The 21,608-nt window shown below is 36.1% G+C and carries 22 protein-coding genes and 1 pseudogene; 8 read left to right on the top strand and 15 right to left on the bottom strand.

Features of this window, described 5'->3' with window-relative positions; all coding sequences use genetic code 11:
* Nucleotides 1-122: 122 nt before the first annotated feature.
* Nucleotides 123-293 carry a hypothetical protein gene (locus G4D63_RS18345; RefSeq protein WP_163181405.1) on the bottom strand — a complete coding sequence of 57 codons (171 nt, stop codon included), beginning with the start codon at nucleotides 291-293 and terminating at the stop codon, nucleotides 123-125.
* A gap of 427 nt (nucleotides 294-720) precedes the next feature.
* Between G4D63_RS18345 and G4D63_RS18340 the strand changes: the two genes are divergently transcribed.
* From G4D63_RS18340 to G4D63_RS18330, 3 genes are all read left to right on the top strand, one after another.
* Complete coding sequence (locus tag G4D63_RS18340; RefSeq protein WP_163181227.1) at nucleotides 721-885, top strand: hypothetical protein; 165 nt, start codon at nucleotides 721-723, stop codon at nucleotides 883-885.
* A gap of 541 nt (nucleotides 886-1,426) precedes the next feature.
* Nucleotides 1,427-1,906, top strand: a complete 480-nt coding sequence (locus tag G4D63_RS18335; protein ID WP_163181403.1) for a hypothetical protein — start codon at nucleotides 1,427-1,429, stop codon at nucleotides 1,904-1,906.
* Nucleotides 1,893-2,399, top strand: coding sequence for a hypothetical protein (locus tag G4D63_RS18330; protein ID WP_163181401.1), 507 nt, complete (start codon nucleotides 1,893-1,895; stop codon nucleotides 2,397-2,399). The genes G4D63_RS18335 and G4D63_RS18330 overlap by 14 nt, the downstream gene beginning before the upstream one ends.
* 31 nt (nucleotides 2,400-2,430) lie before the next feature.
* Here G4D63_RS18330 and menC read toward each other — a convergent pair whose 3' ends face one another.
* The 4 genes from menC to G4D63_RS18310 are packed head-to-tail and all read right to left on the bottom strand — an operon-like array spanning nucleotide 2,431 to nucleotide 6,706.
* Nucleotides 2,431-3,549 (bottom strand): o-succinylbenzoate synthase, encoded by a 1,119-nt coding sequence (menC, locus tag G4D63_RS18325; RefSeq protein WP_204559189.1) that lies wholly within the window; start codon nucleotides 3,547-3,549, stop codon nucleotides 2,431-2,433.
* 31 nt (nucleotides 3,550-3,580) lie between these two features.
* Nucleotides 3,581-4,393: a GNAT family N-acetyltransferase gene (locus G4D63_RS18320; RefSeq protein ID WP_338083667.1), complete on the bottom strand. Its 813-nt coding sequence runs from the start codon at nucleotides 4,391-4,393 to the stop codon at nucleotides 3,581-3,583.
* On the bottom strand, nucleotides 4,380-5,516 hold the full coding sequence (locus G4D63_RS18315) for a M20 peptidase aminoacylase family protein (RefSeq protein WP_163181397.1): 1,137 nt from the start codon (nucleotides 5,514-5,516) through the stop codon (nucleotides 4,380-4,382). The genes G4D63_RS18320 and G4D63_RS18315 overlap by 14 nt, the downstream gene beginning before the upstream one ends.
* Nucleotides 5,513-6,706: an LL-diaminopimelate aminotransferase gene (locus tag G4D63_RS18310; protein WP_163181395.1), complete on the bottom strand. Its 1,194-nt coding sequence runs from the start codon at nucleotides 6,704-6,706 to the stop codon at nucleotides 5,513-5,515. The genes G4D63_RS18315 and G4D63_RS18310 overlap by 4 nt, the downstream gene beginning before the upstream one ends.
* A gap of 213 nt (nucleotides 6,707-6,919) precedes the next feature.
* Here G4D63_RS18310 and G4D63_RS18305 point away from each other — a divergent pair, with 213 nt between their 5' ends.
* Nucleotides 6,920-7,075 carry a hypothetical protein gene (locus G4D63_RS18305; RefSeq protein ID WP_163181393.1) on the top strand — a complete coding sequence of 52 codons (156 nt, stop codon included), beginning with the start codon at nucleotides 6,920-6,922 and terminating at the stop codon, nucleotides 7,073-7,075.
* A 26-nt stretch (nucleotides 7,076-7,101) separates the two neighbouring features.
* Here G4D63_RS18305 and G4D63_RS18300 read toward each other — a convergent pair whose 3' ends face one another.
* The 4 genes from G4D63_RS18300 to G4D63_RS18285 all read right to left on the bottom strand — a co-directional run bounded on the left by G4D63_RS18300 (nucleotide 7,102) and on the right by G4D63_RS18285 (nucleotide 10,333).
* Nucleotides 7,102-7,554, bottom strand: a complete 453-nt coding sequence (locus G4D63_RS18300; protein ID WP_163181391.1) for a pyridoxamine 5'-phosphate oxidase family protein — start codon at nucleotides 7,552-7,554, stop codon at nucleotides 7,102-7,104.
* A gap of 96 nt (nucleotides 7,555-7,650) precedes the next feature.
* A complete protein-coding gene (locus G4D63_RS18295; protein ID WP_163181389.1) occupies nucleotides 7,651-8,490 on the bottom strand; it encodes an oxidoreductase in 840 nt (279 codons plus the stop codon).
* A 385-nt stretch (nucleotides 8,491-8,875) separates the two neighbouring features.
* A complete protein-coding gene (locus G4D63_RS18290; RefSeq protein ID WP_163181387.1) occupies nucleotides 8,876-9,529 on the bottom strand; it encodes a DsbA family oxidoreductase in 654 nt (217 codons plus the stop codon).
* 117 nt (nucleotides 9,530-9,646) lie between these two features.
* Nucleotides 9,647-10,333: a helix-turn-helix domain-containing protein gene (locus G4D63_RS18285; RefSeq protein ID WP_163181385.1), complete on the bottom strand. Its 687-nt coding sequence runs from the start codon at nucleotides 10,331-10,333 to the stop codon at nucleotides 9,647-9,649.
* A 166-nt stretch (nucleotides 10,334-10,499) separates the two neighbouring features.
* Between G4D63_RS18285 and G4D63_RS18280 the strand changes: the two genes are divergently transcribed.
* Both G4D63_RS18280 and G4D63_RS18275 read left to right on the top strand, forming a co-directional pair.
* Nucleotides 10,500-12,026, top strand: coding sequence for an aldehyde dehydrogenase family protein (locus tag G4D63_RS18280; RefSeq protein WP_163181383.1), 1,527 nt, complete (start codon nucleotides 10,500-10,502; stop codon nucleotides 12,024-12,026).
* A gap of 37 nt (nucleotides 12,027-12,063) precedes the next feature.
* A complete protein-coding gene (locus G4D63_RS18275; RefSeq protein ID WP_163181381.1) occupies nucleotides 12,064-13,278 on the top strand; it encodes an iron-containing alcohol dehydrogenase in 1,215 nt (404 codons plus the stop codon).
* A gap of 70 nt (nucleotides 13,279-13,348) precedes the next feature.
* Here G4D63_RS18275 and G4D63_RS18270 read toward each other — a convergent pair whose 3' ends face one another.
* The 4 genes from G4D63_RS18270 to G4D63_RS18255 form a co-directional block, all read right to left on the bottom strand.
* Nucleotides 13,349-14,434: a GerAB/ArcD/ProY family transporter gene (locus G4D63_RS18270; protein ID WP_163181379.1), complete on the bottom strand. Its 1,086-nt coding sequence runs from the start codon at nucleotides 14,432-14,434 to the stop codon at nucleotides 13,349-13,351.
* Between the two features lie 225 nt (nucleotides 14,435-14,659).
* Nucleotides 14,660-15,805, bottom strand: coding sequence for a Ger(x)C family spore germination protein (locus G4D63_RS18265; RefSeq protein ID WP_163181377.1), 1,146 nt, complete (start codon nucleotides 15,803-15,805; stop codon nucleotides 14,660-14,662).
* Nucleotides 15,806-15,830: 25 nt separating this feature from the next.
* Nucleotides 15,831-17,381, bottom strand: coding sequence for a spore germination protein (locus G4D63_RS18260; RefSeq protein ID WP_163181375.1), 1,551 nt, complete (start codon nucleotides 17,379-17,381; stop codon nucleotides 15,831-15,833).
* A 199-nt stretch (nucleotides 17,382-17,580) separates the two neighbouring features.
* Nucleotides 17,581-18,867, bottom strand: coding sequence for a Zn-dependent hydrolase (locus G4D63_RS18255; RefSeq protein WP_420837830.1), 1,287 nt, complete (start codon nucleotides 18,865-18,867; stop codon nucleotides 17,581-17,583).
* Nucleotides 18,868-19,034: 167 nt separating this feature from the next.
* Here G4D63_RS18255 and G4D63_RS18250 point away from each other — a divergent pair, with 167 nt between their 5' ends.
* Nucleotides 19,035-19,724 (top strand): hypothetical protein, encoded by a 690-nt coding sequence (locus G4D63_RS18250; protein ID WP_163181371.1) that lies wholly within the window; start codon nucleotides 19,035-19,037, stop codon nucleotides 19,722-19,724.
* 145 nt (nucleotides 19,725-19,869) lie between these two features.
* Here G4D63_RS18250 and G4D63_RS18245 read toward each other — a convergent pair whose 3' ends face one another.
* Complete coding sequence (locus tag G4D63_RS18245; RefSeq protein ID WP_163181369.1) at nucleotides 19,870-19,992, bottom strand: YjcZ family sporulation protein; 123 nt, start codon at nucleotides 19,990-19,992, stop codon at nucleotides 19,870-19,872.
* Between the two features lie 183 nt (nucleotides 19,993-20,175).
* On the opposite strand from G4D63_RS18245, the pseudogene G4D63_RS18240 reads away from it, so the two are divergent.
* A pseudogene (locus tag G4D63_RS18240) lies at nucleotides 20,176-20,280 on the top strand (YjcZ family sporulation protein); the annotation flags it as partial.
* A 60-nt stretch (nucleotides 20,281-20,340) separates the two neighbouring features.
* Here G4D63_RS18240 and G4D63_RS18235 read toward each other — a convergent pair.
* Nucleotides 20,341-21,558, bottom strand: a complete 1,218-nt coding sequence (locus G4D63_RS18235) for an MBL fold metallo-hydrolase (protein WP_163181365.1) — start codon at nucleotides 21,556-21,558, stop codon at nucleotides 20,341-20,343.
* Nucleotides 21,559-21,608 lie beyond the last annotated feature (50 nt).

Here is a 21,608-nt window from a genome sequence, read left to right as displayed (position 1 = left end):
CTACGTTAAGAAGGACAGAAATCTTAGAATGATTTCTGTCCTTTTACTGACCTGTTTAATGGCAGATGATTTTATTTTTCACTACTGAGAAGTATTGTGATCATTTTTTTTAAGTAGAAACACTATGAGATACTCTGTTTAATTGCACTTTCCCAATTCGGAAAATAGTGCAGTGCATTTCTCATTAATTGAGGGTGTAGCAGCTTAACCTTCTTTTTGCTTAAGTTCTCTTCTAATGCCGTTAACCTCTGGATACCCATTTTCACTTCATCCAAACTCATATTAGCTTCCATCACAAACCTCCTTTTCTACTTATTTTATATTTATCCATTTTTAAACATATTTATACAGGTTTGTGTATAAAAATATAAATTGTTTTTTTTATGTGACTAAAGACTTTAAGTTATTACAATTAAGTTTCGTAACCATTATTGCGCCCTCCTTTTAAATGGAATTATAAAAAATGCCACATAACTAGTACAAAGCAGAATATATGATATAAACTTTGATCACATTAAAAACAATTAAATGGAATTTTAGTATAAACATCTGATACTATAGGAATGTGAACTATGATAATAACATCAACTAGTTTTTAGAACGTGAAGGGAATGAATAATAATGATTGTTACAAACGAAGCAAGAGATTTCTTGAAACAAAACTCAAAAACGGTTCGAATTTATTTTGCAGGATTTGGCTGAGGAGCACCCCAAATTGGATTGGCTCTGGATGAGCCAAAAGCAGAAGATGAAGTTCTAACCATAAATGAGGTTTTAGTGGCAATAGAGCCTAAGATAAAACCTAATACGGATGATCTAGTTTTAGATTTAAGTGGAGATAAGCAAGGACTTTCGTTAATGGGGAATACCGGTAATTGCTGTTAATTAAGATTTTGACTAAGCAATAATTAGCTGCTTGCTAATGTTGCTTAGTCTTTTTAATGATCTTTTTTACTTTCCATACAAAATCCCTTTTCACTTAATACGCGTACGATTTCACTCAATTTATTAGGGTCCGGACTATTAAACTCACAACAACTAGCTCAAAAATACATCTTTAAAACCCAACTGTTGAGCGTCCATTTGGATGAACGTTCATCCTTATACTTTTCCTTAGCTATTTTTAACATATTATTTGAATAGTCAATCGATGTAATCTTCAATCCTTTATTTAGGAAGAAACCTATATATGAGCACTCGTTCCTAATCGAACTAATAGGATTCTATTATTATACGGTTCAATAAGTAAACTTTTTATAACTTCAGTTCTTGCTTGTAAAAAATTGGGTGAATTTTATTTATTTTAGTAAATGTATGATACTTTTTACAAACTTGTATAAATAGTAAGTATTTAGAACAATTTAATTTACAAACACTTCTTCTATATTCAGAATCTTATACCTCAGAAAAAGGTGACAGTTTTTACATGGTACTAACTATATTTATCATGCTAGCTTGGCTTCTAACGATGATATTAATTTTTTTGCCTAAACCATTTTCATTCACAGAAAATTCATTTCTTTTTTTAACCACATCCATCCTCATAAAAAATACATTTACGATTGTCGGTTTCAACTTAAAGTGGATTGAGAGAAGTGAACAGTCTGATTTTTTCGTGGCTTATTTCCTTTATAGAACTCTTCTCTACCCATTGGCGCTTCTAATCATGATTAACCTATTTTATCTTTATAAGAAAAACATTCATAAAGTACTAACCATATTATCTGCAGGCATTTTTATATTTGCGGTTGAAATTCTTGGAGAAAGACTTGAGGTTTATTCATATAAACAGTGGAACAATTGGTATACGCTAGTTGAGATTATATTATTTATCATCTTAACCTTTCTATTTGCAAAGTTGATACGTCATTTTGAATTAAGGAAGACTAAATATGATCATTTATGATAATCAATTTAATGAAAATGAATGGTTTATTATTATTGTATCTGTCGTAATGTACACTCTTATATTTCTCTTACCTAAAAAATTTTCACTTGGCACTTCTATTACTCTTCTATTATTAGGATTTTATATAGGACTACTTTCAGACCACTCGATTAGTATCCCGCCTTTTGACTTTTATGATGTGAATGATAACTCTAAGTATGAGGTGTTTGATATTCTCACATATGTCATGTATGGTCCCTTTGGCTATTTTTTAATATATTTTTATGAGCACTTTAAAATTAGAGGCTATAAAACCATCTTTTATATTATAGTTTGGACATTTTTCGCTATTATCTTAGAATATGTAGGTACTAAATTCGGAATATTTCATTACAAACAAGGATACAGACTAGCTTTTTCGGTCCCAATTTACGTCGGATTGCAAAGTTTAACGATCTTCTATTATGTTATTTTAAAGAACAAAGCCAACCAGACAAACCAAAAAGAGTGAAAAAATCTCTTTGATTTTTTCACTCTTTTGTTTATTTGACAAATACTTTTTTATCTACACGGTAAGATTCAAGATTAGTCCAATTAACCTCATACCCAATTCCCGGACTTGAAGGCACCTGAATAACTCCATTATTGACCAACACCTCTGGGTCAATAATGTCCTTTGACCAGTAACGACTTGATGCTGCTGTGTCGCCTGGGAGGTTGAATTGACTTAACGTTGTTAACGCAATATTATGCGCTCTTCCGATACCCGCTTCTAACATTCCTCCACACCAAACCGGAATGTTTTGCTCCTTACAGTAATCATGAATTCGTTTGGATTCGCTCAACCCACCAACCCTACCAATTTTAACATTGATAATTTTACAACTTCCTAGCTCCACAGCATGTCTTACATCATCAAAAGAATGTATACTCTCGTCTAAACAAACCGGTGTCTCTAACACAGATTGTAACTTCGCGTGATCAATAATATCATCATGAGCTAGAGGTTGTTCAATCATGGTCAAATTTAAATCATCGAGCTTCTTTAAATGTTCAATGTCCTTTAACGTATAAGCAGAGTTAGCATCAGCCATTAAAGCAGTACTCGGAAATTGCTTTCTCACTTCTTTTAATATGTCAACATCCCAGCCTGGCTTAATCTTTATCTTGATTCGCTTATAACCTTCTGTTACATTCTGATCGATTACTCGAAGGAGCTCTGTCACAGTTGGTTGAATTCCTATGCTTATTCCTACATCAATCTGTTGTTTTTCTCCTCCTAAGGCTTTTGCTAGAGGAATATTGCTTCTTTTAGCATATAAATCCCAGACAGCACCTTCTAATGCGGATTTAGCCATGTTATTACTACGAATGGTACTGAATCTTGAAGAGACCTCATCTGGATGATGAATAGGCGCCGAAAGAAGTAGAGGAATTAAAAAATCACTCATTATGTGTTCATTAGTTTTAACCGTTTCTTCACTATACCATGGGCTGGTAAATGCAACGGATTCACCAAACCCTTGGACTCCATTCTCATCAATCATTTCAACAACAAAAAACTCTTTATCCTGAAATGTACCAAAGCTTGTAGAGAAGGGGTCGTTAAGTCTCATAACTAATTTATGAAGAACGACCTTTTTGATTGATATTGGATTCATAGGTCACCTTGCTCCTTTACTTTTATATATGCTAAATGCTCAGACTATTTTTTAAAGAAAACACATAGTAGCTTACACCATTCTTTGACTCTCTTCTAATATCAGCTGCAACATATCCCTTAGATAATAATTTCTGAAATTGTGTTCTTGTTTCTAATCTCCATTCCATGGCTAGTTCTGGCCTATCCTTTTTGATCTGTTGAAAGTTTTCTGGTACCGGTACTAAGTAATGATTTTGAGATAGTTCTTGGTTGTATGTGTCAACTATATACGGAAAGCCAAGCTTATCTTGTTCTATAGCAATTAAGGCTTTATATTCATTTATCGAGAGAGAGTTGGTGTTCTCATCGTTAACATGCTTGCTGTTAATCCACCACTCTACTAAAAACCGATCAGTCGGCATTCCCTGATTTAACGAGTCATTAAGATTACCATAGTGGTTCTCCAAATATGAACCAGTAATTCCTTTTAGCTTGTGTATATTTAAGTAGGCATTTACACTTTCTAACGGATCAAACGTCCATGTGATCAAGGAATATCCTTTTTGCAAGGCTAGTTCCCTCTGTTTTTCCTTCAATTGATGTCCTATCCCGCTTTTACGATATCCCGGCAAGATTCCAAGCATATGTGAGCATAAATAGATTGAACCTTCCTTATAACCAGGAAAGCTATATAAAAAACCGATTAAATTATTATCTAAGTATGCTCCTAGTAGAATCCCACCATTTTGAATGGCAGTATATATTTGATGTTCAGGTATGGAAGGACTATTCCACACTTGTTCCTCGACTGCTTGAACACTCTTAACCTCTTGAAGAGTTGTTAATGTTTTAATATGAAGCACGTTCTCCATCCTTCTCCTTTTCCATTGCTAAAAGAAGAGCTTTAGTTAAAATAGCAGTCCCTACTGGTAAAGCTTTTTGGTTAAAGACCATCTTTGGATGGTGAAGTCCAGGCTGAAGGTCACAGCCTAATCCAAGCATAGTCGCCTTTAAGTGTGGTCGCTTAATTGTATAGAAATGAAAATCGTCTCCACCTGTAGTTACCAAAGGAGGCTCCACGTTTTCTTCACCTACGATTTCTTTAATAGCCTGCTTCATGATCTCCTGAGCTTCCTCATTGACCATAGCTGCTGCTATGTGTGACGTAAACTCCATAGGTATTTCCACATTATAATAGGCTTCAAGGGCTTTAATACGGTCTTTAATAGTGGCGACTAATTGATCCATTGTTTCATTAGATTGTGCTCGTAAATCAAGTCCAAAAGTAGCTCGTCCAGGGATAATATTTAAACTTTTCCCACCAGCATGAAAGGCCGTCATCTTTACAGAATAAGGGACCATTGGATCTAAATGAATTCCATTAGTTAGCCCCACTAGCGCTGCACCCACTTCGATTGCGTTGGCACCCAAATGAGGTCTTGCTCCATGAAGGTCTTCTGCAATGATCTTACCCTCTATAAATCTAGCAGCTCCATGTATAATAGCAGGTGTTGCTTTTCCATTTGGTAATTCCTGAATGGGTCTTAAGTGAACACCAAACAAATAATCAACGTCATCAATAACGCCCTCTTCAAATAATTGAAGAGCACCTTTCCCTTTTTCTTCTGCTGGTTGAAAAATAAACCGAATCGTCCCTTTTGGTAAGGATGGCAGACTCTTCACTTCCTCAATAATTCCTAAGACCATAGCCATATGGGCGTCATGACCACATGAGTGATTGGCTTTATACTCTCCATCCACCTCCTGCCATAGAGCATCCATATCAGCACGAACAGCAACAACTGGCTTACCTTCTCCTATATCACCAATAACACCGGTACAGTTTTTGAATGTTGTCACTCTGCATCCTTGTTCTATTAGAATGGACTCGATATACTTAGTTGTATTTACCTCTTCAAAACTAAGTTCAGGATGCTCATGTAAAAAATTAAAGTAATTGAGAATTTTTTCTTCTACTACTTTCATACACTCTCCTCCTCTAAGGCACTTTCTAATACAATGCCACTGTCTTTTATTTTTTTAACTGCTCTTTGTAAGACCGCTTCATCCTGTACAATCGCAATCCTGACATACCCTTCACCCTCATTGCCAAAAGCGATTCCGGGTGTAACCACTACCCCTGCATCATCTAGCAATTTATAAGCAAACTCTTTTGAAGTAAATTGTTTGGGTACCTCTGCCCATAAAAACATCGATGCTAATGGGGAACTAACATTCCAGCCCAGTTCTCTTAGTCCTGTTACTAATGAATCTCTTCTCTCCCTATAAATTCTCCTTAGACTGTCTGTAAAAATAGATTCATCCTTTAATGCTCGTATAGCTGCCTTCTGAATAGGTAAGAAAACCCCATAGTCTAGGTTAGACTTAAGTCTGTCAAGACCTGAAATCACCTCGGAGTTACCTACTACATATCCAATTCTACAGCCAGCCATATTAAAGCTCTTTGATAAAGAATTAAACTCAATTCCTACTTCCTTAGCTCCATCAACAGATAGAAAACTAATTGGTTTTTTATCATAATACAACTCACAATAGGCAAAATCGTGCAAAACAATAATGTTGTATTTCTTTGCAAACTGCACTACCTCTTCAAAAAATTCAGATGTTGCCATTGCTGGAACAGGATTTCCTGGAAAGTTTAAAATCATTAACTTTGCTTTCTCACATACCTCTTCTGGAATGAGAGTTAAGTTAGGTAAAAAGTTATTTTCTGACTGTAGCGGCATGGGATAAGGTATGGCTTCAGCCAAAGAAATTCCTGCTGCATACGCTGTATATCCTGGGTCTGGTACAAGGATCAGATCACCCGGATTGGTAAGAACCATTGGTAGATGAACAAGTCCATCCTGTGAGCCCATAACCATTAAGGCTTCATTTTCTGCTGCAATAGACACATCATACTTGTGTTGATAATAAGTACATACAGCATTATTAAACTCAGATGTTCCGGTTAGAGTATATCCATAGTATGCAGGTTGTTTTGCGTAATTTGAAAGTTCTTCCATCACAAAAGGGGGTGGAGGTAAATCTGGACTCCCTACACTAAGATCAATGATGTCATATCCTTCATTTATTTTTCTCTTTTTATAGGAGGAAAGCTCATTAAAAATACTAGTTGGAAAGCTATCCATTTTCTTTGAAAATTTAATCTCCATTACTACACCTCGTTTTTATTACTTCAAAATATATTCTATATTATATCAAGTAATCATGTTGAATACTTGTATCGGTGTATGAAATAATAATTGCTTTTTATTTAAGTTATAAGTGTTTGATCGTAGTGAATGAATGTTCTTATAGGTTTAAAAATATCCATTAGGTAGAAATTATAGAGGAGGTTCCTATTATATTTTAAAGGAGGGTTTGTAATGAGTAGAGATGAAGGGCATTTAACGAATGAAGTATTATATGTAACCAATGAAGAATACGTAAATTCAGCGATAAACCATGAGTCTGCCCAGGACGAAGAATTTGAAGAAAAAGTTCAAGACTCTAAGATCCGGCTTGATCTTTACAAGCATTAAAAAGAAGGTGGGAGTCCACCTTCTTTTTACTTTAAGTATTCTACTAGAAGTTCATGAACCTCACTATCCAACTTCTCAGCAAGCTCTGCCTCGTATGTTTTCTCATATGTAGGCTGTTGAGTGACCTTACCACCATAAAATATAACATCCTCAACTTCTTTTACATCAACTGTTATAACGCGATATTTCATCGTCTTTTCAATGATTTCTGAAACAGAAGCTGATCCTTGTATAGAGTAATAACTTTCATCAGCGAAAAATCCTAGTGTTACATTTGGATTTTTCTGTATGTTAGCCATACTTGAACCTTTATGCCCAACAGCAATCCCTACTTTTTTTCCATCATTACTTGGAAGTACCCAAGACACTGCACTTACTTCAGGATTATGGTCAGAATTAACCGTAATAAGTGAGACGATTACTTCCTTTTTTAAAGTTTCAATTAACGTTTCTGGCAATGCATCAAACGTCTTAGCCATAAACAAACACTCCTTCATATATTTAGTTCACCTTTTTACTCTACCCGATTTTACTAAAAAATAACAAGTGAACTACCTTATTCTTTATAACATAACCTATTTAAGCTTTTTTAAAAACATTCTTTCCCAATAATGCCAGGGGAGAATTTGCTTTAAAGCAATGGTCATTTTAACTCCTTTTCCAATTGGAATACGTAAAGGGGGATCTTTTTGTTTGACCACATTAAGAATTAAGCTTGCGACATCCTGAGGATTTCCATATGTAGACTGTTCCTTGTTTAAATGATCCTCAATTTTCTTCATTGTTCCATAATATGGTGAGTTAGGAAGAAGTGATTTCTCTGTGACACTTTTTCCTGTCGACCAAATATTGGTTTGATATGAACCTGGTTCAATAAGAACAACGTCAATTCCAAATGGTTTCATTTCTAATCTTAATGATTCACTCCAGCCTTCAAGGGCATGTTTGGATGCTATGTAAGGAGATAAACCTGGAAATCCAATTCTGCCACTAATACTGCTAACATTAATTATTTTACCACTCCCTTGTTTACGCATCATTGGTAGAATGGATTGGGTGACAGAGATCACCCCAAATACATTTGTTTCAAATTGCTTTCGATACTCTTCTACTGGTATTTCTTCTACAAAGCCTGCCCCCGCATAACCTGCATTATTTACGAGTACATCGATTCTTTCTGTTTGCTGCATTAACATTTGGAACTTTTCTATTGAACTGTCTGACGTTACATCTAATTCCTCAACATGTATCAATGAATCCACACCATCTTGTTTAGCAATTCTTAATAAATGTTCACTCTTTTCAATATTTCTCATTGTAGCTATAACCCTGTAGCCTGCACGTGCAAATGTTAAGCAAGTTAATAGTCCAAATCCACTTGAAGAGCCAGTGACAACGGCAACTGGTTGACTCATATCCCCTCACCCTTTACGTGTGTATGTTTAGTATATTCTATCATCTATATGTATTTGATTTAATACTAAATCAATTCTTATTGAATTTATAAACGTAGTTTTTTTGATGGTTTCAGCTTTCAACTCGAGTTTATAGTGATTTACGCAATCATTTCATATTGTCACGCAATTCAGGTCCTTTTTCACGCAATTAATTTAGAGTTGCATACAATTTCCATAGAGCTTTAAACAATTAGTTCAAGATTTACTCAATTCAAGGTACACAACATACTTTACCTCGGGAAAGATTACCTATTAGGAGGTTATACTGGGAATTTATCAATTTTTTATTGTATTTAATTTATATAAATAACAAAAACCCCTTCCGTTAGAAGAGGTTGATGTTTTAATCACAACAATCAGGTCCGCAAACAGTTCCGTTTAGGTTTAAATGGACAATGGGCTGCTTCATTAATTCATTAGAAATGATTTTTTCTAATGTTTCTTTTGGACGGGCTCCTTGAACTATCGTCTCACCGATGATAAAAGTCGGTACTGCTTGGATATCCGCCTCATGATAAGCGTGTTTCAATGCTTTCTGATGGGTTTCTTTATATTTTCTAGTCTCTAAAGCTTTCCGGTATTCATTTTGATTTAACCCAACTTCTCCTGCTAGCTTAGTCAGTACGTCAATATCACCTATATCAAGCTCATCTTGGAAAAAGGCAATAAACATTCTATGATTGTAGTCATTTGCCTTTCCTTGCTCTTTAGCAAATTGATACCCTTCAAATGCTAGGTGTGTATATGGTTGTGGGGATACCTTTGGTAGCACCATTTTTATACCATAATGATCTGCCATTGGGTAAACGCTATTTTCCCATGCGCTTTGCAGATATTCGCCTTCTGGTTTTAATGTTTCTGCCGGAAATGGTCTTAATTCGTATGGCATCCACTCTACTTCAACATCTTTTCCTTTGATTGCCTCTAGAAGCGGAACCTCCGCTATCAAACAGAACGGTCAAACATAATCTGAGTAGACTCTTATTTTCAAGGTCATTTGTAGCTTCCTCCGTATATTAACTTGTATTATGCATATTGTACCCAAGTCTAACATGAACATAATTGTAATCACATTTATTTGCTTAGTTTCTATAACAATAGTAAATTAAGAAACTTATGTAATAATTCCGGCCCTTAGCGCAACCCCAACTGCTTCTGCACGATGCTTCGTACCAAGCTTGCGGTTCACAGCAGTTAAATAATCCCTTACAGTAAACTCGCTTATTCCCATGTCGTCTGCCATCTCCTTCATGCTATACCCATAGGAAAGTCTTTGTAATACTTCTAGCTCACGTTTGCTTAAAAGGGTTTGCTGTTGGGATTGTAAAGAAACTATTCCAGCTGCAAGTTTAAAATAATGATACAGAGAAACCGAATCATATGAATCAAAATTCTCATTTTCTTTAAAATGATCTAAGAATACAGATCCAATTACAGCATGATTAAAACAAACAGGAATAATTAACATAGAGGTTAGCTGAAAACGAGTTATGTATTTTAGCGGAAAATTCTTACCGGTTGGGTCAATATTCAAGAATATTGGTTTCTTATTCATTATGGAGAAGTACAGAGGTGGTATCGTTCTTACATCTTCTTTGATTGTATTCATGGGATGAAAACAACCGTTATCAATTTGGAGAATCCCTTCACCAGAATGATTTAACGGTGAGTATGTAAAGATTGAAGCTCTTTTAAAAGGAAAAAATCTTGTACAGCCTTCCAAGATCCCTTCAATTTTTTGGACAGGATCTTTAAAAACTCTTAGTGTTTCTAGGTATTGATGAGCTTCCTTTTGTAACATTCGACAAAACCCTCCCCTACATTTTCAGCGATATGAAAAGATTGATTGTTTCCTTATGATTTATGTAAGCACTTACATTACCATTTTACTGTGTTCGTTCTTAATTTTCAAATAGTATATTTGGTTAATCAACCTTATATAGGTGTAACTTTAAGGAGGAGAAAATATGACAACGAATGTTGAATTAAAAACATTTCCATTATTCATTAATGGGCAGTGGACAGCAGCATCGAGCGGGGAAACTTTTGATGTTGTGAGCCCTGCAACTGGGGAAGTATTTGCAAAGGTTTCTAAAGGAACAAGGTCAGATGTTGACCAAGCTGTTCAGGCGGCAAGGGCCGCCTTCAATAATGATTCTTGGCGTGAAATGAAGCCAAAGGAGCGTGCACAAGTACTTAATAATATCTCTTATCAAATTGTTGCTCATGCTGAAGAACTTGTTTATTTAGAGGTAATGAGCTCCGGTGGAACTTTACGTCGCATCTCATCTAATGACATCCTTCAAATGGCAGATTTATTTCAACAAATGGCTAAGTTTGTCGTCGAATACCCTTTTTCAGAAACACTTCCCGTTCCTCCGTTTCCAGGTCCATCTCATAATTTTGTTTGGAGAGAGCCCATTGGAGTTTGTGCTGCAATAACTCCATGGAATATGCCAATGCTAATTGCCTGCTGGAAGATTGCACCTGCATTAGCGACAGGAAACACTATAGTACTTAAGCCAGCAAGCTATACACCTCTAACTACTCTGAAGCTAGCTGAAATTATTTCTGCGGTTGTTCCACCAGGGGTTATTAATGTCGTACCTGGATCTGGTAAGGAAGTGGGAGAATATCTAGCAAGTCATCCGGATGTGGATAAGGTCGCCTTTACTGGTTCGACTGAGGTCGGAAGAAGAATAATGGGGCTAGCTGCAGAGACGATTAAAAATACAACACTTGAGTTAGGTGGAAAGTCTCCAAATATTTTACTGGAGGATGCTGATTTAGACATAGCTATTCCTGGTAGTCTTTTCGGGGTATTCTTACACTCTGGTCAACTTTGTGAATCTGGTACAAGACTATTTGTCCCAGACGGTATATATGATGAAGTGGTAGAGAGATTAGTGGCTTGGTCAAAGAAAGTAAAGTTAGGACACCCTCTTTCACCAGAAACTGATATGGGCCCAGTCATTTCAAAGCAACAAAGAGATACGATTCTATCGTACATTGAGGCCGGAAAGCAAGAAGGTGCCACCCTAGTATGTGGTGGTAATGAAGTTACGGTACCAGGCTGTGAAGGAGGCTACTTCATCGAGCCGACTATCTTTACAAACGTAACAAATGATATGAAAATTGCACAGGAAGAGATCTTTGGCCCAGTTCTTTCTGTTATTCGTTATTCATCAGTAGAAGAAGCGATTCAATTAGCGAATGATACCATTTTTGGATTAGCGGCTGGGGTATGGACGAGAGATGTTAATAAGGCTTATGAAGTAACAAGAAAACTTAGAGCTGGGGTTGTATGGATCAATGATTGGCATATGCTTCGTAACGATGCTCCGTTTGGAGGATATAAACAAAGTGGAATCGGTCGTGAAATGGGTAAGTATTCATTAGATGCTTATACACAGCTTAAGCATGTTCATACATCTATGGTTCCACAGCTTGAAAGAAGAAGCTGGTATCAATTATTATTCTCTCAATCTGAATAAACAGTAAATTATAAAATAAAATTCATGAGGTGATTTCATGTTAACTTCAACACTCTCTCAATTTAATTTACGAACAGCCATTTATGCTGGTAGCAACACAAGGGCAATGTTACCTGATTTATTTAGAGGCTTAGGAGCAAAAAGAGTCGTATTATTTAGTGACCGCGGATTAGAGAATGCGGGTATTGTAGAAAAGGTTTCACAAATCTTTCATTTAACTTCACACGGTGTTGGACCAGAGCTTGTTGGTACCTTCTTAGATATTCCCCAAGATGCGGAAGGGTTAAAGGTAAATGAAGCAGCACGTTATGTAAGAGAAGTTGGTGGAGATGCCCTGCTAGCCGTTGGTGGTGGAAGTGTACTAGATACTGTAAAAGGTGTCAAATATGCACTCCATAAAAACTTAACAGATATAAGAGAAGCTATTCCAGGTGGATTCTTATATGAATCTTTTCCTCAGGCAACTTATATACCGATTCCTCATATTTCCGTTCCTACAACAGCTGGAACTGGATCTGAGGTTTCACCAATTGCTGTTATTTTTAACGAAGCATTGAAAATAAAAACAAATATTATTAATCCTTTTTTGTCTTCTGATATTGCCGTCTTAGATCCGGACCTTACTGTTACATTGCCGCCTTCTATCACAGCTTTTACAGGATTCGATGCTTTAACTCACGCAATCGAGGCGTTGGCTTCCCCTACAGCAACTGCCTTAACCGATGCATATGCTCTACATGCAATCCGAGTGATTGACAAACATTTAACAACTGCCGTTGAGTGTGGTAAAAATATAGAAGCTAGAATGGAAATGCTTCAAGCAAGTTTAATGGGTATTACAGCTTTTAGTTTTGCACTAAATGCTATTCCTGTTCATAATCTAGCACATGCTTACGGAGCTCTATTCAGAATTCCGCATGGCTTAGCAAATGCAGTCTTTTTACCTGTTGTGATTGAAAGCATTCCAATGCTCTATCTTCCAAAGGTCAAAGAGCTTGCACAAGCCTTATCAGTTGGAGATGCCAACGATGATTCTGAAGCTTTATTAGCAAAGATTGTTGAGAAAATAAAGACACTCCAATACAAGGTGGGGCTACCAAGCGACTTTAGTAGCTACAATATCTCACATGAGGATTTTGAGAAAACCGTTGCAGCTGTTTCTAGTGACCCAGCAGCTCTAAATTTCCCGATGCCTCCTGAGTTGATTCGTTCAATTGGAGAGAAGGTAGTTCAGTTAGTGGTAAAGAGTTAAGAATTAAAGGCAAAATATCATATATTTGAATACACTTAAAGGCCCACAGTAATGATTTCTGTCGGCCTTTTTACATAGACTGTTCTTGCTTAATTTGTTTTTTTCTCTTCTTTCTAATAGCGAAGTATAGACCAAAGATAGTAAATTCAAGGAAGGCACCAATGATTGTCCATGTATAATAAGAAAACTTTAAGTGATCGGTATTACTTCCAAATAAAATAATGGATAAAACACCTAATAATAAAATAATAGGTACAAATGGGGCATTTGTTTTAGCTATATTCAATTTAAATAATAATTGATGAATACAATATGAAGTTAATGCAATCTTTGCAATTAAACAAGGCATCCATACTGTAACAATAACGAGGTCAAGACGATCTAAAAAATCAGTTAAATTGATTTCTTGAATCATGATAAAATTAGGATACGTTGTCATCGATACGATATCACTACCTAACACAGCAATATCCATGATTATTAAAAGCAATAGAAGGAAAAATCCAAGAAAAGTACCGACCATCGTTGTTTTAAGAACCTTCTTGTTCGTCGAGAGATTGGATAGTAATAAAAAGATTAAGACTACCTCCCCCATCCACGGAAACAAGAAGAAAGATGAACCACTTATATTTTTAGCAATTCCAGGTCCAACAAGTGGAGCAAAATTTGTTAAATCAATTTCATTTAATAAGAGTAAAGGTGAAGACAGCACAATGCTTGCAAACACAACAAATTGTATCACGGTAATTCTTGCAATTACCTCTAGTCCCGAAAATGTGATATACAAAAGTGTTAAGGATAGCATGATCGTGATAACCTCTATAGGTGTAGTAGGAAGCAATGTTGCTGAAATAAAATCCACAAAAGCTCTCAAGTCTTTTATATAAAGCATTACTAAAAACAGAAAAAGAACTATATAAAAACTTTTTGGTAAAAAAGATTGATCTTCTTCCATTACTTTACGAACATCATGTCCCTTTCCTATTCCTAACCATAACATACCTATTATGATAGGAAAGACTACTAATGGAGCTACCCATGCATTACGTTCTGCAACTTGAGTAAGTATTTGCGGTAGTGTTGTTAACGTTGCGGTTAGTAGTAAATTCGCTATTAATATCGCTAATTGAAATGGAGATATAACTTCTTTTTTCATCCTAATACCACCATTTCGGTTATTGTCCTGAAAAATCTATTGATATGATCGGTCATGATACTTGGTGAATAAGGAAGTATAAAAAAAAGAGATGAAGATATTGTTAAAGCTGATAGTAGGTATACTTTAATTTTATCACCCTTTTCCTTTTGTAAGCTTTTATGCTGACTTATTAAGAAAATGAGTAAAGAGATCGTGATTCCAAGCATTCCAATCATCGATAGATCATTCCTTTATATTTATTCCTGAATTTATGGTTCTCTCAATTTCAGCATTAACCTTAACATCAATCTTTAAATCTGGAAGTAATTTCTCCCAATTATCCTTCCATTTTTCTTCCCAAAGGAAAATTTCATGACGAAATAAGTGCCACCCTAATCCGGCCATATCAATTCCTTCTGAAGTGGAGTGTTCTAAAATCTCCGTTACTTCTGCTTTTATTTGCTCCTCCATCTTACCTGTTGCAAGCTTATATTCTTCTTGTTTTTCCAAATCTAATTTGGGCTCGTTTTGAACAGTGTGAGCATTTACTTTTATATTAATAGTGAAAGTCGGCATTCCATCTATAACTTTACTGTTTATTTGCGTCCGTTGATTATTAATATAAACATTTATTTCGTCCTTTTCACCAAGTGAAAAGGTATAGTTACTACCAGGAAATTTTTCTAACAGCCACATTGCCCCTGAAGTTTCTTGTTTGTTGGTGAAAAACTTCAAATGATCATGTTTTAAAATACCAAAACCATTTAGTTTAAACTCATCTTTCTTATCCTTTGAATCTCCATTTTGTGTTTCTACTACATCTACCTTCGGGATTACAGGATCTTTACCATGTCTTTCGAGATCGTTTAATACATCTTTTACTGTAATAGCATTCATACTTTTGGCCATTTCTCTAATAGCTTCAGCTGGCAATTGTTCTAAATGTGGTGTTCCATTTAATATCTTCAATGCTTCACCATCGGTTAGCAGAACATATGAAGAAAGACGAGATTGTGGTTGCTCTAACACAACTTCTAATGATTTTTGAAACCCACCTCTTGCCATCTTCTCGCCAAACACAAGTACTCGGCGATGTCCAAAATATAATTCTCTAGACATTCTTTTCTGAAGATCATCATTACTTTCTCGTACATTACGTCCTATACCGGAATCAACGTAATAAGGGCCACCACTAGTACCACCCCCTCCTCCACTTGCACCATCACCCATAGCACCTGGTAATGGGACCTGAACAGATACTTGGAATTTATTTTCCTCAACCTTGTCAAAACCAGTAGCAATGACAAATGCAACATCATTTACTTCACTTCGGTCCCAACAACCACTCAATACTAATACACAAAGAAAAAGCATAAATATCTTACACATTTTCCTCACTCCGTTCTGTATGATTCTAGTTAGAATCTGGAGAAGGTTTTAGATTGTTTCCCTCTCTTGTTACATTTTCCTTTGTAAAATCTCCAGGTCGATTTTCCATATCCCACCATGGTACTCTTACAAAAACATCCTTTAACTCACTCCATTTTAAAGGACCAAGTGGACTAAAAAACGGAACACCGAATGATCTCAAGTTACATAGATGCGTCAATAAGATAATTGAACCTATGACGATTCCAAATAAACCAAACAAGCCTGCCAAAATCATCATTGGAAATCGTAATAAACGAATCGAGATTGCCATATTAAATCTTGGAATGGTAAAGGAAGCGATCCCTGTTAACGATACAACAATAACCATTGGAGCAGACACAATTCCTGCTTCTACAGCCGCTTGCCCAATTACTAATGCACCTAAAATACTGACAGCTTGGCCGATTACCTTCGGAAGTCTGATCCCCGCCTCACGAAGAGCTTCAAAGGCAATTTCCATAATCATCGCCTCCACAAAAGCGGGAAATGGAATGGCCTCCCTGCTCGATGCAATACTAAAAAGTAAATTAGTTGGAATCATCTCTTGATGATAGGTTGTAACAGCGATATAGAACGCTGGTAATAATAGTGCTAAAAACAACAGTATAACCCGTAAAAGTCTTAAAAATATCGAAATATGATAGCGTTGATAATAATCTTCACTAGCTTGGATGAACTGCCAGAAGGTAGCTGGTAGGATGAGTGCAAATGGTGTTCCGTTTACTAGAATGGAGACTCGTCCCTCTAATAGATTAGCAACTACCGTATCTGGACGTTCTGTATTTTGAATTTGCTGAAAAAAACTCCACGGACTATCCTCAATCAGTTCTTCAATATACCCGCTTTCTAAAACTCCATCAATTTCGATTCTGTCTAATCGACTTAATACTTCTTCTATTAATTCGGGGGGAGCTAAATTTTCCATGTACATCATAATCACTGATGTTTTAGTTTGAGTCCCAATTTCTCTAGAAACTAATTTTAAATTTGATGAGTGTAGCTTCTGTCTTACAAGAGCAGTGTTTACACCTAGATTCTCAGTAAAACCTTCACGGGGACCTCTTACAGAAGCTTCCGTTTCTGGCTCCGAAACCGTTCTTCTTACACCGCCTTTAGCATCTAGTACTAAGGCCTTATTAAGTTGATCTACCAACAATACTGTTTTTCCCATTAAAATATGATCAACTAAATTTCCTAACTCTTCGGATTCAACAACCTGATTAACGGACATTATATTTTGTTCTAAATACTCTGCTGTAAGAGAATCCAATGTAACTTCCGAAAGTAATTGATGTATAGCATGTAGTTCAATGCTAACCTTATCAATTAATCCGTCTATAAAAATGATATATCCATTGTTATTTCCAACCTTCAAAGGACGAAAGACAACATCTGAGCATTTATCGAATTTCTGTTTAAGTACTTCTATATTTTGACTAAGCTGATCGTTTACTGGTATATCCTTTTGTTCTTGTTCTCTTTCTGGTTCTTCTTTACCTTGATTGATTGCCTTTGGTTTTATAAATTTCCGCATCGCACAAATCCCCACATTTGGTTTGAATAGTATTCTTATTCCCTAAATGCTGGGTGACTATCCAGTTCCCTTGGAGACATGACAATACTTAACTTTAACGGTACTCCTTCATAGGCACTCTTGAATTTTAGGCATAGACAAAAAATAAAGCTTTTTCCTGCATAAAAAAAGCTCTATCTTTTAGATAGAGCCTTCACCACTACTTTTCCATTAAACTCTCTACAAATCCCTTTAGTACATGAACACCCCTAACACAATCATTTAAAGAAGACCATTCTTTAGGGTTATGACTAATTCCATTCTTGCTTCGAACAAATATCATTGCAGCAGGAACTAGGTTTCCTACTATCATCGCATCATGACCAGCACCGCTTGGTACATACAGGGGTTCAACATTATTAGTTTTAAAGGTTTCCTCTAACTTTAGATGTAATTCTTTTTTGATTGGTACGGGTTTAATTCTAAGCATTTCATCGATTGTCACTTTAAGTTTATGCTTAATTGCAATTTCATTTGCAGTATCAGAGACTAATTGAATGAGCTGATCACGAGTTTCTTCATGAATATCACGAATGTCTACGTATAAAGTTACTTGCCCAGGAATTACATTTACTCCATTTGGCTTTACTTGCAGCTTACCCACTGTTGCAACAGCAGTTGGGCTAACTTTTCCCGGAAGAGCTTCAACTTTATAAATAAATTCACTAGCAGCCACCAAAGCATCCTTACGATCGTCCATTGGGGTATTCCCGGCATGACCAGCCTCACCATAAAAATTTAACTCCATCCAGGAAGGCCCCGCTATACCAGATACAATCCCAACTGGAAGATTTGCTTTCTCGAGACGTTTTCCTTGTTCAATATGAACCTCTACAAATAATTCCACATCAGAGAAGTCACGCTTAGCTTGTTTGAAATGAACAGCGTTGCTTCCATACTCTTCTAGAACTTGTTCAAATGTTTTCCCATCGCCATCTGTCCTTTTAAATTGCGAATCATAGTCTAATTGACCCGTTACAGCTCCACTACCTGTAAAACCTCCATTAAATCTGGCACCTTCTTCATCTGTGAAAATTGCCACTTCAAAGCTTTTACTTGGTTTAACATTAGTATCCTTCCAAGCTTCTACAACTTCTAGCGCAGACAACACACCGAGAGGACCATCAAAATGACCACCATTAGGTACACTGTCAACATGCGAGCCAGACATTATTGTTTGATAATCCAGTGTACCTGCTAATTTGCCAAAAACGTTTCCAGCACCATCTTCAACAACCTCAAGTCCAGCTTCCAACATCCAGTTCTTCACAAGAGCTTTTGCTTGCTTCTCTCCATCAGATAACCCAAGACGACTTGAACCAAAATCAGTGGTTAATCCTATTCGTGAAATCTGATCTAGTCTTTCTGCCAGTCTTTCACCATTGACTCCATTATAATTTAAAGACATATCATAATCCTTTAACAGCTCGTCTTTTAAATTTTTCATGCTCATATCGTCTCCCTTTTCCAACTATGTATTAACTTAAATTATAACATTTTCATAAATTTTAAAATATTAAAAAACATTACTCTAGTTTTATTTTACTTTTTTATTATTTCTTATGACCAAGATGGGAATAATGATAAAGATTAAAATTATAAGGAGGGTTTTTCATGAGTTTAGAATGGTTCCATCGCATGGAGAATGCAGTTCGAATTAGTTTACCTGACCTATGTGAGTCGTTTGATGAGTTCGAAATACTTTTCGATACCAATACGACTACCTACAATCCTGAATACATCTTCTCTATACAAACTGTTGATGATGTAGAAGACTTTTGTATCATTAGCTTTGATCCAACTAATCAAGAATTTTTCTCGTTCTATTATCATGAAGAACTTGATATCCAGTCAAAGGTCCTGTTTAGGGACGCAGATGAGATATTAGGCTATGTTCATGCAACCTTTCATGAGTACATAGGTGATATTGATGAGGATGAGTTGCTTGAAGAAGATTTAGATGAATTAGGAAACCATCTATATGAAGAAATCTCTGATGACCAGGAGTTTCAGTCTAGTGAGTTTGTAGGCGACGATCTAGATGAGTTGAAGGAAACGATTGAGTGGATTTCTAATGATAAACATCTTCATATTGAAGATGAAGAACGAGATCAGTATAGTATCCATTTACGTTTAGGTAGAGATATAGAAACCGGAGATGGCGTCCTATATCGTCATACTATTATGAAACACGATGAAGAAGATATAGAGGATGAAATGATCTTCTATTTTAAAGAAGATGAAGCGGGTTATATAGCTGAATTATTTAATGAATTTACTGGTCAGAATCATATAAATCATTAGAAACGAGACCTTGGGTGAAGCAGATTATTTGACCAAAAAAAGCACTAAGTTTTGTTAAATAACTAAGAAACAGACAAGCAAGATAAATCTAAACCTAAAAAGAGAAATCCCTTGTATAAGGATTTCTCTTTTTATTTAACATCTATTAGTATCCGTAACCACCGTAACCAGCACCGCCAACATAACCACCAGCACCTACAACGATTAATAGGATAAATAGGACAACGATTAGTGCAAAGCCTGCACCGTATCCACCTACACCACTCATTTACGTCACCTCCAATTCAGTGATTCTCCTTATCCTATGTAGAAGGACCAGAGGCGATTGGGCTACTGTCACGATTTATTAAATATGTATTTCCACTAGGTTTTTGCCCTGTCAGCTTTCACCTTACTTACATAAGTTGTAGTAGAACTGACTGGAGGTGAATGATTAATGTACGGTTGCGGATATGGTTATAGTGCTCCTGTAGCAGGTTACGGTGCTGGAAACAGCTTTGTGTTAATCGTTGTATTGTTTATCTTGTTAATTATTGTTGGAGCTGCATGGGCTTAATTGCCAGAGATGTTCTAAGTTATGGAGGTCTACTTCAGTTTGAAGAAGGACCTCCATTTTCTAACTGCTTTTTTTGCCTTCATAATCAGCGAGACCACCATTTGGTGTGAAAAGTAGAGCACGATCCCCAACATCATTCCAAATATTTGTTTCCTCTAACCACCAAAGAACATCACTATGATGAGGCAATTTTTTATCAGTAGAATAGACAGTTACTGTGTCACCAGCTTTTAATACATAGTCTGGTGGGAATTGAAAAACTTGATTTCCAACCTCACTTATAATTTTCCATCCCATCATCAGTACATCATGATCTCGATTGTTCTTAATCATGATTTTTTCCTTTTTTAGATCTAATTCAACGATTGCTAAGTTGCCAACATATTGCTTTGGATGTGCTGCCTTTAGCTGTCCAACTTCGTCGATTTTCGAATAAATTTTATAAGATCTTCCATTTGTTTTAACCACTAGAGATTCATACTCACTTGTTGAATATATCTTAATATCGTGTTCCTTTAAGCGTTGTACTACTTCCTTATGAGGATGTCCATAAGGATTTTCTGCTCCAAATGATAAAATGGCGATTTTAGGATCTACTTTGTTTAAGAATTCTTCAGATGTTGAAGTTACTGAGCCATGGTGTGCCACTTTCATGATCTCAGCTTCTAAGTCCTGCCTAGCAAGCATTTCTTTCTCAGAATCCCCTTCTGCATCTGCTGCTAATAAGTAATCAACCTTACCTAAGGTGATCTTCATGACGATTGACGCTTCATTGTTTTCTTCATCAGCATTATGACTGTTTAAGATCGTAACATCCACTCTCTGATCAAGCTCGACAGATTGACCAATTTTAGCAATCTCCATGGGTATTTGATTTCTTCTAACAATTTGCAAATATTCTCGGTACGTTTCTGTTGTATGAAGTTTTCCGCTATCAAGCACCTGTTTTACTTTAATATTTTGAAGAACATGTATTAATCCGCCTATATGATCAGCGTCTGGATGAGTTGAAACGACTAAATCAAGCTCATCAATACTATGTTTTTTAAGATAATCGACTATCCTAATACCACTCTCTCTTGGTCCACCATCAACCAACATTTTCTTTCCGTTTGGCATGATCACCAACACCCCATCACCTTGACCAACATTTATAAAATGAACCTCAAGCTGTGGTGATTGAAACCATATAGCCTCTACTTTATGATTGGTTGACGTACCGATTGGTAACGTAACTAGGAATAACATGACAAGAAAAGAAATAATCGTCTTTTTCATTGTTTTATCCCCCTTATCTGCCTGTGAAATTAGAATGTGTGGGAAGAGAG

It is taken from the genome of Bacillus mesophilus, from assembly GCF_011008845.1.
Lineage (GTDB): Bacteria > Bacillota > Bacilli > Bacillales > SA4 > Bacillus_BS > Bacillus_BS mesophilus.
This window is presented reverse-complemented; position numbering and strand designations above follow the sequence as displayed.